A 16,578-nucleotide genomic window follows, 5' to 3' on the forward strand; every position below is an offset into this window, starting at 1 on the left:
TTGATATTCGTTCATATATATATAATTATTTAAAACACACGTTCAAAATAAATTAACGGTAATGTCATGGCCGCCAATATTTCTCTAAAACAGCTGAAAGTATTTACCTTAATAACTCAGCACGACACCCTAACAGCCGCCTCTGATGCATTATTTTTGTCAAAGGCCGCCGTAAGTATGGCTTTATCAGAACTAGAAAAACAGATTGGACATTCCCTGTTTGATCGAGTCAACAATCGATTAATCCTTAATCAAGAAGGACAAAAACTATTACCTTTAGCGGACGAATTGTTACATCGCGCACAAGATATCAACCAACTCTTCGACAGTGATAAAACATTAACTGGCCAATTGAGAATAGGAGCAAGTGATACGGTTGGGAATCAAGTCGCACCCTATTTATTACGTGATTTTCGCCAACACACCAGACACCAATCTCAGAGTTTATTTATTTCCAACTCTGCATTGATTTGTGAAAAGTTGCTTGACTATGAGCTGGATCTGGCATTGATCGAAGGAAAAACTCTCCACCCTCAACTTATTTCGAATCAATTTAGCGAAGATGAAATGTGTGTAATCTGTGCCCCTAACTATGTCCTAGCACAGAAGGAACAAATCTCTTTAGGTGATCTAGAACAAAGTGAGTGGGTACTACGTGAACCAGGCTCTGGTTCTCGGGAGTTTTTTCTTCAAGCTATAGCACCTAGACTGGAACAATGGCAGGAAAGCTTTCAACTTAACACGACAGAAGCGCTGATAAATAGTGTTTCTGCACAGCTTGGCCTAAGCTGCTTATCTCGACTTTCTGCAGGCCCGGCCATACACGATGGTAGAGTCGTAGAATTAAAGCTACCTCTGGATATGAAAAGGTATTTCTGGTTGTTGGTCCATAAAGAAAAATATCAGAGCCCTCTACTACAATCTTTCATTAATTTTTGCCATTTATGGCAAAAAAATGTCTAGATTTACCCGATATCACCATAACGAATCTAGACTTAACTCAACAAAAGCTGTATAAAAAGACAGTGAATAATCCAATTAATTTTTTGAGCTAGAGGACCAACCATGGCTGTAATCGTCAAGTACGTGGTAGAACGTAACGGAGAAGAAAAAATGACTTTTACCTCTAAAGTGGAAGCTGATGCCTATGACAAAATGCTCGATATGGCTGATGAACTGTTTGAGCTATTGGGTAAAAGTGAACTCCTAGAAAGTGAAGCTAAACAAGAAGACTTGGCGATGTTCTTGGCGCAAAATAAGGAAGAACTACTATTCGCTCTAGGAGCAAAACGCAAACCCGCTGCTAAGAAAAAAGTAGTCGAGCCAATTGAAGAGGTCACAGAGACGCCAACTCAGGACGACGCAGCTTAAGTTTCGCCAAACTCCAAATAAACCACAGGCCGTGCTGAAATCAATGCGCAATTGATTGCCCATAATTGAACGCGTCCTTTCGGTTTTTTATTATGATAAAAAGCCGTTACCTACCTTTACCCTAATAAATTTTCTTTACTTGGGATACCATAGTTCCTTTCTCACTATACTCAAATCAGTCACCATGAAATATGTTGTTGAAGTTTGCATCGATAACCTTGAGTCGCTCCACCGAGCAATAGAAGGTGGTGCCACACGAATTGAACTATGTTCTTCACTTACGCTAGGAGGCTTAACCCCCAGCTTTGGTATGATGAAACAAGCTGCTCAATTATCAACCATACCTGTTTTTGCCATGATTCGCCCCCGCCAAGGAGACTTTCTTTATGACAATGATGACATTGAAAGTATGTTAATGGATATAGAGATAGCAGCACATGCAGGGCTCAATGGTGTCGTTCTAGGCGTACTCAACTCAAAGGGCCAAATCGATATGCCGCATGCTCGTCGCCTAGTTAACAAAGCAAAACAACACACATTGGAAGTTACCTTTCATCGAGCCATCGACCAATGTATCGACTTTCGTCAATCCATTGAAGATATTGCTGAACTTGGTTGCGAAAGGTTACTAACGTCAGGTTTAAGTGTCAATGCTGAGCAAGGCATAGATACTTTAAGAGAAATGGTAAAGCTAGCTAATGGAAGGTTTAATATTATCGCAGGTTCAGGTCTAAATGCAGATAATGTCTACACAATCGTCGATAAAGCACAGATAACAGAAGTCCACCTATCTGGAAAATCGACTCGCACAAGTAAAATGCAACGTTTCTCAAACCAAGCAAAAATGGGGTCCCAAGACTTGGATGATTTTATCATCCCTGTCACCAACCCAATAGCAATTCAAAAGGTGGTAAAAACTCTCAATTCTTAGTATTCAAGCTCTTCTTACCATAATCAAAGTGATAGCCTGTGTAAAAAAGGGGACGTCATGGGAAAAAGTAAACTGAATAAAAAATTCTATGAAAAAGAGCTCTCAAGGCTACAAATAGAATTAGTAAAACTTCAAGAATGGGTGAAACAAGAAAGATTGAAAGTCGTTGTTATTTTTGAAGGCCGCGACGCAGCGGGTAAAGGAGGAGTAATAAAGCGTATTACAGAAAAACTTAATCCTCGAGTCTGTAGAATTGCAGCCTTACCAACTCCAACGGAAAAGGAAAAAACTCAGTGGTACTTCCAGCGTTACGTGGCGCATTTACCTTCTGGGGGAGAAATCGTGCTGTTTGACCGTAGTTGGTATAATCGAGCTGGCGTCGAACGCGTTATGAATTTTTGTACTGAAGAGCAATATGACGAATTTCTTCGATCTTGCCCTGAGTTTGAATATATGTTGCAGCGTTCTGGAATTATCTTGATAAAATATTGGTTCTCTGTCTCCGATGAAGAGCAAGAAAAGCGTTTTCTTGAAAGGATTAACACTCCAATTAAGCGGTGGAAATTTAGCCCAATGGATCTCAAATCTCGTCAGCGATGGGTGGAGTATTCGCAAGCCAAAGATAAGATGTTTAACCAAACCGATACTGAGAACTGTCCTTGGTGGGTTGTCCCATCTGACGATAAAAAACAAGCTAGGCTAAACTGCATTAATCATCTACTTGAGCAGATAGATTACCAAGACATACATTATCAAGAGATCAAATTGCCTGAACTAAACAAACAAGGTTATGAACGCCCCCCTATCGAGGCACAATCTTTTGTCCCAGAAAAATACTAGCAACACTTAAATAGCGAGGGATATCACTTATCGTAGAGCATCATCAATGCTTTGATCACCTAAATGACGTACATCTTTACCCCTAACAAAATAAATGATGTATTCACAGATATTTTGGCAACGATCGCCCACTCGTTCAATCGCTCGAGCAGACCACATCACTTGCAGTATATGGGGAATATTCCTAGGATCCTCCATCATATAGGTCATCAGCTGACGAATCACTGCTTCATACTCAGCATCAATTTTATCATCCAGCTTATGAACTTCGGCAGCCGATTCTACATCCATACGTGCAAAAGCATCCAAAACTTGATGTAGCATACCAATCGCCTGACGACAGAGTGGCTCGAGTGATACTTGAAACTGACACTCTTTCGACGAGGGGCTTTCAATCGCAACATAGGCCATACGAGTCGCTACATCACCTATGCGTTCTAGATCGGTAATGGTTTTTATGATGGCTAAAATCAAACGCAAATCTTTAGCCGTTGGTTGTCGCTTGGCGATAATACGAGTACATGCTTCGTCAATAGAGACTTCCATAGCGTTAACTTTATGATCATCACGCACCACCTTACGTGCTAATTCTATGTCTTCTTTATGTAACGCTTGCATTGCAAAAGACAGTTGCTGCTCCACCAATCCACCCATAGTGAGAACATGAGTACGGATCGATTCTAACTCGACATTGAATTGACCTGATATGTGACGTCCAAAGTTCATAAAAACATGCTCACTCAAATATTAGCCATAACGACCGGTAATATAATCTTCCGTTTGCTTTTGACAAGGCGAAGTAAAAATTGAATCTGTATCTGAGTACTCGATAAGCTTACCCATATGGATAAAGGCAGTATGATCACTCACTCTTGCAGCCTGCTGCATGTTATGAGTAACAATCACAACCGTATATTTTGTTTTGAGATCATTGATCAGCTCTTCAATTGTCAACGTCGATATAGGATCCAATGCAGATGTAGGCTCATCAAGAAGTAATACTTCCGGTTCAATTGCAATCGCCCTCGCAATCACCAAACGCTGTTGCTGACCACCAGATAAACCAAAAGCATTTTCATGTAAACGATCTTTCACCTCATCCCAAAGTGCTGCAGCACGAAGAGAGCTTTCAGCTGCATCATCTAAAGTGCGGCTATTACTAACACCTTGCAAACGTATGCCATAAACAACATTTTCATAAATAGATTTAGGAAAAGGGTTAGGGCGTTGAAACACCATTCCAACTCGCCGACGTAAGGTAGCAACATCCACTTTAGGATGATAAATATTGTTACTATATAGCTTCACTTTACCTTCAACACGGCAGCCTTCAACTAGATCATTCATTCGATTGATACAGCGTAGTAACGTTGATTTACCACACCCTGAAGGGCCAATAAATGCAGTAACCTGCCCTTTAGGAATTTGCATTGAAATATCCATAAGAGCCTGAGTGTTATGATAAAACAGATTCAATTTTTCAATGGTAATAGCAGTCTGCTCTTCGGTGAGATTATTCACATCTAGCGGAATCTGATAGCCCAATGCCTGATCAACTGAAAACATCTCTAATCTTGCCCCAAAGTTCGGTATTTCTCACGAAGGTTATTTCGAATACTAATCGCGGTTAAATTTAATCCAACGATAACACATACCAACAAGAACGACGTCGCATAAACTAAAGGCCTAGCACTTTCAATATTAGTCGTTTGGAAGCCAACATCATAGATCTGAAAGCCTAGATGCATGAACTTTCTATCTAAGTGTAAAAATGGAAATTGGCTATCAAGAGGCAAACTCGACGCTAATTTAACTACCCCGACCAACATCAAAGGCGCGACTTCACCGGCAGCGCGTGCGACCGCTAAAATCAGCCCTGTAATAATGGCCGGACTCGCCATAGGAAGAACAATTCGCCACATAGTTTCAAACTGAGTTGCGCCCAAGGCAAGAGAGCCATGGCGAACTGAGTTGGGAATCCTAGTAAGACCTTCTTCTGTAGCAACAATAACTACTGGAAGTGTCAGAACAGCTAGAGTCAATGCTGACCATAATAAACCTGGAGTGCCAAACGTAGGAGCAGGCAACTGCTCAGAATAAAACAAATCATCAACAGAGCCGCCAACAGTATAAACAAAAAAACCCAAGCCAAATACCCCATATACAATTGACGGTACCCCAGCAAGATTGATAACAGCAACACGAATCAAACGAGTCAGGGTATTACTTTGAGCATATTCATGTAGATAAATAGCCGCCACAACTCCAAGAGGCATCACGATAATAGACATGATTAAAACCAATAGCACAGTGCCAAATATTGCAGGAAATACACCGCCTTCAGAGTTGGACTCTCTTGGCTCACTCGTGACAAACTTCCCTACTTGTTTTAGCCAATGATAGGTCTTATCCCACGCAGACATCTGATTTGGATACCACACATCTAGAATCTCATTAAGTGTGATTCTGTAAGTATCACCTCTCATATCTTCAACGACTATGCCTTGCCTTGCTAACTCTAACCGAAGTGAATCCAGTTTTGCTTCCATGTCAGTCAGTTGCTGACGAAATATGCGCGATTGATTAACGTAACGTTTGAGAAAATCAGAATCAAGCCGCCCGTTTATTTCACGCTTCTTTTTTTCAAGATTGAGTCGATTGGATTGAGCGCTTATTACTCGAATTTGTTTTTCAACTAGACGATCTATTTTTATCCGTTGAGCACTAGCAAAAATCAGGGCTTGGCTGATTTTTTCTTCTAAGTCGGTATCGGTCTGTTTCCCTTGAGCAAAGTAACCTTTCGGCCGACCATAAAAGTCACCACCTTGAGTGCGTTCAATGACAGCCCATCCCTTTGGTTCAGCTGGTTCAAGTAAATCTTGAGCTAAGATGGAAATAAAATCAGCTGGATAAATATCACGATTGGCAATTTTAATATCCAATCGTTCGACGACCCCTTTAGTTTCAATTTCAGAAGATAAAGCCACTTCCATTTGTTGTAGGTGGCGAATCGATACCTCTTCCTGCGCATAAAGCTGGCCAACAATGACTTCACCTTTCTGATTAGTCCACTGATAAAGCGGTGAAGGCCAAAAATAGGATAAACCTTTCCAGCCGATGAGCAGTAGCAAGCCAAGTACAGATAATAAACTGATACTGACCGCCCCACCTGTTAGCCAGATCCATGGAGAACCTGATTTAAACCACTTATATCCCATCAAATGCCCCTAATAGAAGCCATTCATAGTGCACGGTATTTATCTCTCAATCTTTGACGAACCCACTCAGCTAATGAATTAACAACGAAGGTAAAAACTAACAAAATCAAAGCTGCTAGAAAAAGAATTCTAAAGTGCGAACTACCGACATCAGACTCAGGCATTTCAACCGCGATAGTGGCCGATAAGGTGCGCATACCTTCAAGAATATTCCAATCCATGATCGGAGTATTTCCAGTCGCCATCAGAACTATCATTGTTTCCCCAACTGCTCTTCCCAGTCCCATCATAACTGCAGAAAATATTCCTGGGCTGGCTGTTAGCAACACGACGTGAACCAGTGTTTGCCATGGCGTCGCACCTAATGCCAAAGAGCCATCAGACAAATGCTTGGGTACAGAGAAAATGGCATCTTCCGCGATAGTGAAAATAGTCGGAATAACAGCAAAACCCATGGCAAAACCAACCACCAGCGCATTACGCTGATCAAAACCAATACCTTGCTCTGACAGGTAAACACGTACATCACCACTAAATAACCACCACTCGATATTATCACTCTGCCCCCAAATGAAAGCGGTAAGAACAAGCATTAACGGCATAAGAATAAGTACATGCAGGCCATTGGGAATTCTTCCAATCCAATCACGAGGAAGACAGTTCCAGATCCCTCCAATAATGATGGTCGAAGCTGGTAGCAAGATTATGAGTGAAACAACCGAGGCTAAATGATTTTCTACAATGGGGGCGAACCATAATCCAGCAATAAAACCAATAATGACTGTAGGTAAAACTTCCATTAATTCAATAGAAGGCTTGACGATTCGACGCATATTAGGAGTCATGAAATATGCGGTATAAATAGCACCTAATACAGCAATCGGTACAGCAAACATCATTGCAAATGCTGCGGCTTTGAGTGTACCAAAAGCAATAGGCACTAAACTAAATTTCGGTTCAAATTCATCAGATGCAGACGATGTTTGCCAGACATACTCTGGCTCTGGATAACTTTCATACCAGACTTTTTGCCAAAGAGACGACCAAGAGACTTCAGGATACGGGTTATCAACATGCGCAACGTTTAACTTAGTGCCAGAAAGAGCCACTAAATAGTTTTCATTATTGGACATGGCCACAAGTTGAGGCGCTTTGTCGTATATTCGTTGAAAGATGGCTAATTTTTCACTGGTCGTATAGTGACTTTGTACTGTGCCATTAGTGTAAAAGCTATAAAACCCTTTGCGATATGTGTCTGGCAATAAGAACTCTAGTTGAGGAGCCAATTGAAAGTTTCGAATATGGTTCAAGGTTCTATAGCCATCGCTTAATACATCAAACCACTGTGAAACCATGCCATCTTGATGCATGACGATTAAAGAGTGGCCACCAGATAACAAGCTAACACCTGTAACCATATGCTGTTTGTTACCAACATTCAGACTAACAACTTCTCTAACCTTAAAATCTTTTGTTCTTTTTTTGGCGATAATTAACTCTGAACCAGTGCGTAAATACAATGTATTACCATCAGGCGTCACGAGTATCTGGTCTAGGTCACGAAAAGGTTGTAAAAACTCAAATGACTGCACATTTTGGTCAATGTCTTGCCAACGTAGACGCACTCGGTGATCATCATAATAACCAGCCAAGGTGGTATTAGGGTTTACTGCGTAAGCGAAAGAAATTAAGCGGGCGTTTGAATCATTTTTAAGATCAAAAGGTAGGGACATGCGGTTAACTTGTGGTGAAAATACGCGTTTCTCACCTTTAACAGCATTAAACATACTGGGCTTATATAGTAAAACCTCTCCGACTGGGCTTGCCATACCTAGCCACCCATCTGCTGAACGACTCGAATTATTTAGGCTATAACCCTTTGCTAGTTCAACTCTTTGCTCTGGTTCTACAGAATTAAGCCTTAAAGACCAAAAATCAACATAACCTAACTTTGACACTACGTAAGCATTATCTCCGTAATCGTCAATCCCAATTAGGACTGGTTTTTCAGTATTTATTGACTTTATCGATACATTTGGCGTCAATTTCGCATCAGAGAAAAGTGGGAGCACTGAAAGTGCGAGATAAACGAATATAAGCACAAGAGCTGCCAGTACAGCGACTCCGCCCGCTGATACTAACCACCGAGCTAAACGATCTTTAATTAGTCGCTTGCGATCACGTTCTCGCAATGAAAATTCAGCTTTGGCCATTTCACTCACTTACCTACAACTACCCACATGTATAATATTTCGATTGGGTGACAATTATATTACATAGCGGATTAAACAACTAAAAACAATGTATTAACTCAATTAAGATTGTTTCCATAACGCCTTAAATTGCACTCTCTCTGAGTATGACTCCATTACTCAACTTCGTCAGCCAGGTTAATAGGAAAAATAATGAGCACAGAAAAGCTGTATATTGAAAAGGAACTCAGTTGGCTTTCTTTCAATGAACGTGTTTTACAGGAAGCCGGAGACAAGAAAGTGCCTTTAATCGAACGCATACGATTTCTTGGTATCTTTTCCAATAACTTAGACGAGTTTTACAAAGTGCGCTTTGCCGATGTAAAGAGGCGCATTTTAATCAACCAAGAGCGGGGGGGCAATGATAATTCCAAGCACTTGCTAACCAAGATGCAAAATAAGGCTCTAAAACTGAATGACCGATTTAGTGAATTGTATTCAGAACTGATTCGTGAAATGGCACGCCGACAAATATTCCTTGTTAAAGAGACTCAGCTCAACGAGTGCCAGAAAAAATGGGTACGAGATTACTTTCGTAAACAAGTACAACCCCATATTACACCGCTGCTATTAAGAGACGACATCGATGTCCTCGAATTTCTAAAAGACGAATACACTTACCTCACTGTCGATCTCAAAAAAGCCAACTATAGCCAATACGCATTGATCGAAATCCCCACTGGTCACTTACCACGATTTGTTATGATCCCCGAGCATAAAGCTCGAGGCCGTAAAACCATAATCCTTTTAGATAACATCATCAGATACTGCCTCGACGAGTTATTTAATGGTTTCTTCGACTATGACGAACTAAAAGGCTATGCGATGAAAATGACTCGAGATGCTGAGTATGATTTAAGCCATGAGGTTGAACATAGTTTGCTAGAGCAGATGTCGGAGGGAGTAAGCCAACGTCTAACCGCCATGCCAGTTCGTTTTATTTATGAAATAGGCATGCCGCAAGCAATGCTCGAATTCTTGTGCGATAAACTCCGAATATCCAATTACGATAGTCTCATTTCAGGTGGTCGATACCATAACTTTAAAGACTTTATGGATTTTCCTAACGTAGGCAGAGATTACTTAGAAAATAAGCCATTACCTCCTCTACAATGTTCCGATTTTGATGGATATGCAAACAAGTTTGATGCCATCAAACATCAAGACATCTTACTTTACTACCCTTACCACACATTCGAGCATATTACTGAACTCGTACGTCAAGCTTCCTTCGATCCAAAAGTCTTAAGCGTAAAAATCAATGTCTACCGAGTGGCGAAAAATTCTCGCTTGATGAATTCACTTATCGACGCGGTTCATAATGGCAAACAAGTCACCGTGGTAGTCGAACTTCAGGCCCGTTTTGACGAAGAGGCCAACATTGAGTGGTCTAAAGTTTTAACTGAAGCAGGAGTGCAAGTCATTTTTGGTACACCCGGCTTAAAAATCCACTCTAAATTATTGCTTATCAGCCGCAGAGAAAACAATCGCATTGTCCGTTATGCACATATAGGGACAGGCAACTTCCACGAAAAAACCGCTCGTATATACACAGATTTTTCACTATTAACCGCTGATCCAGAAATTACCTATGAAGTGCAAAATGTATTTGCTTACATCGAAAATCCTTATCGTCCTGTTAAATTTGAGCATTTGATTGTTTCCCCTCGGAACTCACGAATAAAACTTTATCTAAACATTGATGAAGAAATTGCCAATGCAAAATCAGGTAAAAGAGCAGCCATTACATTGAAAATCAACAACCTAGTTGATAAACCCCTCATAAATAAGCTGTATGAGGCGAGTAACGCTGGTGTCAAAATTAAAATGGTTATTCGAGGGATGTGCTCTCTCGTCCCTGGTATAAAAGGAGTGAGTGAGAATATCCGTATTATTAGTATCGTAGACCGCTTTCTTGAGCACCCTAGGGTGCTTATTTTCCATAATAATGGCTCACCAAAAGTCTATATTTCTTCTGCTGATTGGATGACTCGAAATATAGATTATAGAATTGAAGTTGCCACTCCTGTGCGTGACCCACGACTCAAGCGAAGAATTATTGATATCATCAATATCCACTTTACTGATACTGTAAAAGCACGCTTAATAGACAAAGAAATGAGTAATAAATATGTACCACGAGGTAATCGTAAGAAAATTCGTTCACAGATTGCGATATACGACTATCTTAAAGAAGTAGAAAAACAGACTAAAAAACGCAAAGAGCGACCTAATATTCATGACGAAGTCTTCGCCAATTCGTGACATTGCCGCTATCGACCTCGGTTCTAATAGCTTCCATATGGTGGTCGCTCGTGTTGTTGATCAAGGTCTACAACTGATTAGTCGCCATAGACAAAGAGTGAGATTGGGTGCGGGCTTAAAAGGGCAAAAATACCTTGATGATGACGCTATCGAAAGAGGGATGGATTGTCTTGTTATGTTCGCTGAACGCCTACAAGGCTTTGAAGAAGATAGTGTTCGTATCGCAGCAACGCACACATTACGTCAAGCAAGCAATGCTCATATATTTCTACTTCGTGCCAGAGAAGTTCTACCATTTCCTATTGAGATTATTCCTGGCGTCGAAGAAGCCAGGCTAATTTACCTTGGCGTTGCACACACCCAACCAGAGTCAGATTCGAAACTTGTGGTAGATATAGGCGGCGGAAGCACGGAAATAATCATAGGGCGAGGGTTTGAACCTAAACTCGTGAACAGTAAGCAAATGGGTTGCGTCAGCTATACACAGCAATATTTCACTAAGGGGAAACTGTCACCAAAAAACTTTGCTAGAGCTATCCTCGCTGCTGAGCAGAAAATGGAGTCTATCGCCTACCATTATAAGAAAAAAAGTTGGGACATTGCTTTTGGCTCTTCAGGTACCATTAAAGCTATCCGAGATGTTTTGATTGGAATGGGTTTTGAAGATGGATTGATTACCTCTAAGCGACTCGACAAATTGATCCATACGCTTTGCCAGTGGAATCACATAAAAGAGATTTCCCTTACTGGATTAACCTCTGAACGCCAATCCGTTTTTCCAGCTGGTGTTGCCATCTTAACTGCGATCTTAGCCAGTCTTAGAGTTGATGAAATGCACGTCTCTGAAGGCGCTCTGCGAGAAGGTCTTCTATTTCAAATGGAAGATAGCTTCCAGCGCTCTGATATTCGTATGAGGACCACGGAAAACCTCGCCAGTAAGCACGCGGTAGATTTAGAACATGCCGATAAAATAAAAAAACAAGCCTCTGATTTTTTACAACAAGTACATAAAAATCTCGGAATTAAAAAGCGCTCGGAACTCTTCGACTTACTCGAGTGGGGGGCACTACTGCATGAGGTCGGCTTGAGTATCAGTCTACAAGGGTTTCATCGTCATTCCGCCTACATCCTTCGCCATACATATATGCCAGGTTTTAACCGCGAACAACAAACTGTGTTAGCCACACTAGTGCGTTTTCAACGTAAATCACTCAAGTTACACGAGATGGAAGAGCTAACACTTTTTAAAAAGAAGCACGTTATCAGTTTGATCCGCATTTTACGCCTTGCCATCTTACTCCACGGCCAACGCAACCATGACTCACTACCCTCATTAACACTCTCTATCGATGGGCCTCAATGGAGCCTCATTTCAGAAGACAAAACTTGGTTAGAGACTAACAAACTCTTAAACGCCGACCTCACCAGAGAGCAAAAATATTGGCGTAAAGCTAGCTGGGATTTGCACTTTTAAAGCTGATTTTCATACTCACCCTAAATTAACGTCTCACCACACCAACTTTATTCAATTCATGTTGGGCTATTTCAATAGACACAGGTACATAACCTCCTTTTTCAACTAGGTTCTGCCCTTGCTGAGAGTATATAAATAGAATGAACTCTCTCATTATGGGTGGTAACGGCTGTGAAGGGTTTTTATTAACATATAAATAAAGATAACGAGATAGAGGGTATTGACCTGATAAAATATTTTCCTTACTTGGATAAATATAGTTTTGGCCTTGTCTGGCGATTGGAATCAATTTAGCACCGGAAACCTGGTAGCCTACCCCAGAATAGCCAACTGTATTAATAGAGGAAGAAACCGCCTGAACGACTGAGGCAGAGCCAGGCTGCTCGTTGACGTTATTTTTAAAATCGCCACCACAAAGCGCGCTTTTCTTAAAGTAGCCATAAGTACCAGAAACAGAGTTTCGACCAAAAAGCTGTATACTGCGTTTAGCCCATTGATAATCAAGCCCCAAGTCCACCCAAGTTGATACTGACTTAGTTCCTCCGCAGCGTAAGGTAGCAGAAAAAATACGATCCAACTGCTCAAAACTAAGGCCAGCTATTGGATTGTCTCTATGGACAAAAACCCCAACCGCATCAATTGCGATACGAAGTTCTGTGGGTTTGTAACCATGTTCACGTTCAAAAGCTTCTATTTCACGTTGGCGCATTGGACGACTCATAGGGCCGAACTGAGCAGTACCTTCGGTTAGAGCTGGCGGAGCGGTTGAAGAACCAGATGCTTGCACTTCACCGTTAACGTTCGGGTACAAATATTTAAACGCTTCCACCCATAGAGTCGTCACTCCAGCTAAAGTATCCGATCCTACCGTAGATAAACTTCCACTTAGATTCGCAACCTTTTTATAATCATCAAGATTAACTTCCGTCAACTCTTTTCCATGCGTAACAAAACAGACCAGAACAAGAAAAAAAGTAATTATTAGCCTCATCAATTCACCACCAAACGAGGCGGTAAAACAAACGAAAACTTACTTCCTACGCTCACTTCAGAGTGAATATCCAAATGAGAATCATGGTGTGTTAGAGCATGTTTAACAATGGCAAGCCCAAGGCCGCTACCTCCAGTATCTCTTGACCGGGCTTTATCAACTCGATAAAAACGTTCTGTCAATCGATGAAGATGCTGAGGTTCAATACCTTCACCACCGTCCTCGACCTCCAAGCAGGCACCCTGCCCTGTCAAATACCAGCGAACCTTGACATCAGCTCCAGCAGGTGTGTACTTAACTGCATTATAAACAAGATTGGAAATAGCGCTTCGCAGCTGATCTTCATCGCCTAACACCAATAACCCGCTTTCTACCTCAAAGTTAAGCTTATGTTGTAACTCCCCACTCAAACTCTGTGCTTCTTTTTCTAACACCTCAAGCATCGCAGGTACATTAACCACTTCTTCTAACTCATGCATCGGTGCAGCTTCAATTTTTGATAGAGTCAATAGCTGATTAACTAAGCCATTCATACGATTAAGCTGCTCAGTCATTACGCCGTGGGCCTTAGTCCACATAGGCCCAACGACCATATCTGGGTCCTCTGTCATTTCAAGGTATCCCTGTAACACTGTCATTGGAGTACGAAGCTCATGAGAGACATTAGCAAAAAAGTTCCGCCTCATTCCCTCTAGTTGCTTAAGCTGAGAGACATCACGAACCACCATCAAGTGTTCACCTTCTGTGTAGGGTACTATACGAAGCTCGAGCATACGTTCAACATTGAGTGGCGAACACATTTCTAAAGGCTGAGAAAAGTCGTTTTTACTGAGGTATTTAATAAAGTCTGGGGTTCGAAGTAAATTAGAAATAGGTTGACCTGAATCATCTGGCCAGCGAAACCCAAGTAGGTGCTGAGCTAATTTATTACACCATACAATGTTACCCTCACCGCGAAAAACAACCACCGCATCAGGTAGCGATTCTGCACCATTACGAAAACGGCGGATCAAACTACTCAGTTCTTTTCTTTTACTACGATGTCGCTGCTGCAGACGATAAATACCATTAAATAATGACTCCCAATGGCCACTACCAGAAGGCGGAGTTAACCGCTTTTCATCCCATAACCACGCAGAAAGGCGCATTTGATTGTGTAAATGCCATACGAGCTGTAATGCCGTTGCGGCTAAAAGCAGCCACGGCATATAACCAAAAATCCATCCAACGATCACCCAAGGGGTGTAAAAAAAAACCAGCTCTCGAGCTAGCTTTTGCCATGTTAACCGTTCAACCACTTACCTCTCCTAGTGACAAAGTAAAATCAGGCTTTAGTTGAAAAGCGATAGCCTGCACCACGGACCGTCTGAACCAACCTATCGTGCCCAGCTCCTTCAAGCGCTTTCCTCAAACGGCGAATATGCACATCAACTGTTCTATCTTCGACGTAAACATTGGTGCCCCAAACATTATTTAATAATTGTTCACGGCTATATACTCGCTCTTGATGAGTCATAAAAAAGTGAAGCATTTTGAATTCTGTAGGTCCCATCTCTAGCGGCTGATCATTTGCTATAACTCGATGAGAAACAGGATCCAGTTTAAGTCCTTGGACATCAATTACATCTTCTAAAGCCGTCGGTGTCACACGACGAATAACAGCTTTAAGGCGTGCGACAAGCTCTTTGGGAGAGAAGGGTTTCGTTATATAGTCATCTGCCCCAACTTCTAAACCGCGTACCTTATCTTCCTCTTCTCCGCGTGCTGTCAGCATGACCACTGGTATATTTCGAGTCAGCTCTTCGCGTTTCATATGTTTGATAAAGTTAATACCACTACCGCCAGGTAGCATCCAGTCAAGGAGAACTAAATCTGGAAAAGGTTCAGAAAGTTTGGTTACTGCACTGTCATAATCTTCTGCTTCAACCGCATGATAACCTTTCTGTTCAAGGACAAAGCATAGCATTTCGCGAATTGGGGCTTCATCTTCAACAACAAGAATCCTTCTCGACATAATTGAATAACCTTTAAGTAAGTTAATTTAATCGGGCATTGACCAAGGCATTATCACTATCAATTATGACACTTTTGTGACCATTGAAAACAAATTTTAATATAAGTTTCATCTCAATGATGAGCAATTGCAATGGGACAAGCTGAGTAAAAATCTTTATGATTGGTAACCAAAGCTTAAGATCAACAGACCCTAGTTATAGAGAAATTATATGTGGTTTAAAAACTGTCTAGTTTACCGTTTTAATCGAGATATCAAATTCCAAGCGGACGAGCTGGAGAAACAGCTTGCTGAATTTCGTTTTACGCCCTGTGGTAGTCAGGACAAGCAAAAATTTGGCTGGGTAACAGCGATGGGAAGACACGGAGATATGATGACCCATGTTTCCGAAGATCGCATCTTAATCTGCGCGAAAAAAGAAGAAAAAATGTTGCCTGCATCTGTGATCAAAGACTCACTCAGTGCCAAAATCGATGTGCTGGAAGCACAGGAAGGTAGGCCTCTCAAGAAAAAAGAAAAAGACAATCTCAAAGAAGATATTGTCATGGACTTGCTGCCACGAGCTTTTAGCCGTAGTAATCATACTTTTGTGCTGATTTTGCCCAAAGAAGGCTTCATTCTAATCGATGCTAGCAGCTATAAAAAAGCTGAAGATGTATTAGCACTTCTGCGCAAAACCATGGGCAGTTTACCCGTTGTTCCTGCCATACCAGAAAAAGCTGTGGAGACGACGTTGACCGAATGGGTCAAAACTGGCGATACCCCCTTAGGTATGGAGATGCTTGATGAAGCCGAACTTAAATCCGTTCTTGAAGAGGGCGGCGTCATTCGCTGTAAAAAACAAGAATTAACGGCAGATGAAATCCTCAGCCATATTGAAGCAGATAAAGTAGTGACTAAACTTGCCTTATGGTGGCAAGAGCGTATCGAGTTTCTTCTAGCTGAAGATGGGAGTATCAAACGCCTTAAATTTTCAGATGAATTAAAAGATCACAACGATGATATCCCAAGAGAAGAGCAAGCAGCACGCTTCGATGCGGATTTCTCGCTAATGTGTAGTGAACTAAGTGCTTTTCTACCCAACTTGTACGAATCTCTTGGTGGTTTACCTCAAGCAAATGCCTAATCTCTATCTAGGTACTCGATATCTGCGAGTACCTAATCTCTCAACAATTCCCGTAACTATAATATGGACTTTCCCCTAGTCACATCTCACGTTTTA

At 41.4% G+C, this 16,578-nt stretch carries 14 protein-coding genes; 7 read left to right on the forward strand and 7 right to left on the reverse strand.

Going from position 1 to position 16,578, the window contains the following annotated elements; translation table 11 throughout:
• Window positions 1–66 precede the first annotated feature (66 nt).
• From KO511_RS17675 to ppk2, 4 genes are all read left to right on the forward strand, one after another.
• Complete coding sequence (locus KO511_RS17675; RefSeq protein ID WP_215988725.1) at window positions 67–963, forward strand: LysR family transcriptional regulator; 897 nt, start codon at window positions 67–69, stop codon at window positions 961–963.
• A 102-nt stretch (window positions 964–1,065) separates the two neighbouring features.
• Window positions 1,066–1,371 carry a YebG family protein gene (locus tag KO511_RS17680; protein ID WP_215988726.1) on the forward strand — a complete coding sequence of 102 codons (306 nt, stop codon included), beginning with the start codon at window positions 1,066–1,068 and terminating at the stop codon, window positions 1,369–1,371.
• 184 nt (window positions 1,372–1,555) lie between these two features.
• Window positions 1,556–2,302, forward strand: a complete 747-nt coding sequence (locus KO511_RS17685) for a copper homeostasis protein CutC (RefSeq protein WP_215988727.1) — start codon at window positions 1,556–1,558, stop codon at window positions 2,300–2,302.
• A gap of 57 nt (window positions 2,303–2,359) precedes the next feature.
• Window positions 2,360–3,142, forward strand: a complete 783-nt coding sequence (ppk2, locus tag KO511_RS17690; protein ID WP_215988728.1) for a polyphosphate kinase 2 — start codon at window positions 2,360–2,362, stop codon at window positions 3,140–3,142.
• A gap of 27 nt (window positions 3,143–3,169) precedes the next feature.
• Here the strand turns inward: ppk2 and phoU are convergent, their stop codons facing one another.
• Genes phoU through KO511_RS17710 form a run of 4 tightly spaced genes read right to left on the reverse strand, consistent with a single transcriptional unit; the run spans window position 3,170 to window position 8,573 of the window.
• Entirely contained in the window at window positions 3,170–3,868 is a 699-nt protein-coding gene (gene phoU, locus KO511_RS17695) for a phosphate signaling complex protein PhoU (RefSeq protein ID WP_215988729.1), read from the reverse strand.
• Between the two features lie 21 nt (window positions 3,869–3,889).
• Window positions 3,890–4,708 carry a phosphate ABC transporter ATP-binding protein PstB gene (gene pstB, locus KO511_RS17700; protein WP_215988730.1) on the reverse strand — a complete coding sequence of 273 codons (819 nt, stop codon included), beginning with the start codon at window positions 4,706–4,708 and terminating at the stop codon, window positions 3,890–3,892.
• 2 nt (window positions 4,709–4,710) lie between these two features.
• Window positions 4,711–6,360, reverse strand: a complete 1,650-nt coding sequence (gene pstA / locus KO511_RS17705) for a phosphate ABC transporter permease PstA (RefSeq protein ID WP_215988731.1) — start codon at window positions 6,358–6,360, stop codon at window positions 4,711–4,713.
• Between the two features lie 23 nt (window positions 6,361–6,383).
• Window positions 6,384–8,573, reverse strand: coding sequence for an ABC transporter permease subunit (locus tag KO511_RS17710; protein WP_215988732.1), 2,190 nt, complete (start codon window positions 8,571–8,573; stop codon window positions 6,384–6,386).
• Window positions 8,574–8,765: 192 nt separating this feature from the next.
• On the opposite strand from KO511_RS17710, the gene ppk1 reads away from it, so the two are divergent.
• Window positions 8,766–10,877, forward strand: coding sequence for a polyphosphate kinase 1 (gene ppk1, locus KO511_RS17715; RefSeq protein WP_215988733.1), 2,112 nt, complete (start codon window positions 8,766–8,768; stop codon window positions 10,875–10,877).
• Window positions 10,852–12,351 carry an exopolyphosphatase gene (gene ppx / locus KO511_RS17720; protein WP_215988734.1) on the forward strand — a complete coding sequence of 500 codons (1,500 nt, stop codon included), beginning with the start codon at window positions 10,852–10,854 and terminating at the stop codon, window positions 12,349–12,351. Before ppk1 ends, ppx begins: the two co-directional genes overlap by 26 nt.
• A gap of 25 nt (window positions 12,352–12,376) precedes the next feature.
• Here the strand turns inward: ppx and KO511_RS17725 are convergent, their stop codons facing one another.
• Genes KO511_RS17725 through phoB form a run of 3 tightly spaced genes read right to left on the reverse strand, consistent with a single transcriptional unit; the run spans window position 12,377 to window position 15,356 of the window.
• Window positions 12,377–13,342, reverse strand: a complete 966-nt coding sequence (locus KO511_RS17725; RefSeq protein ID WP_215988735.1) for a PstS family phosphate ABC transporter substrate-binding protein — start codon at window positions 13,340–13,342, stop codon at window positions 12,377–12,379.
• Window positions 13,342–14,640 carry a phosphate regulon sensor histidine kinase PhoR gene (gene phoR / locus KO511_RS17730; protein WP_215988736.1) on the reverse strand — a complete coding sequence of 433 codons (1,299 nt, stop codon included), beginning with the start codon at window positions 14,638–14,640 and terminating at the stop codon, window positions 13,342–13,344. The genes KO511_RS17725 and phoR overlap by 1 nt, the downstream gene beginning before the upstream one ends.
• 26 nt (window positions 14,641–14,666) lie before the next feature.
• The gene (gene phoB, locus KO511_RS17735) at window positions 14,667–15,356 is read right to left on the reverse strand and encodes a phosphate regulon transcriptional regulator PhoB (protein ID WP_215988737.1); all 690 of its coding nucleotides are present in this window, start codon (window positions 15,354–15,356) and stop codon (window positions 14,667–14,669) included.
• 211 nt (window positions 15,357–15,567) lie between these two features.
• On the opposite strand from phoB, the gene rdgC reads away from it, so the two are divergent.
• Window positions 15,568–16,482, forward strand: a complete 915-nt coding sequence (rdgC, locus tag KO511_RS17740; RefSeq protein WP_215988738.1) for a recombination-associated protein RdgC — start codon at window positions 15,568–15,570, stop codon at window positions 16,480–16,482.
• The last annotated feature ends 96 nt before the right edge of the window (window positions 16,483–16,578 follow it).

The organism is Vibrio hepatarius, from assembly GCF_018860525.1.
Classification (GTDB): domain Bacteria; phylum Pseudomonadota; class Gammaproteobacteria; order Enterobacterales; family Vibrionaceae; genus Vibrio; species Vibrio hepatarius_B.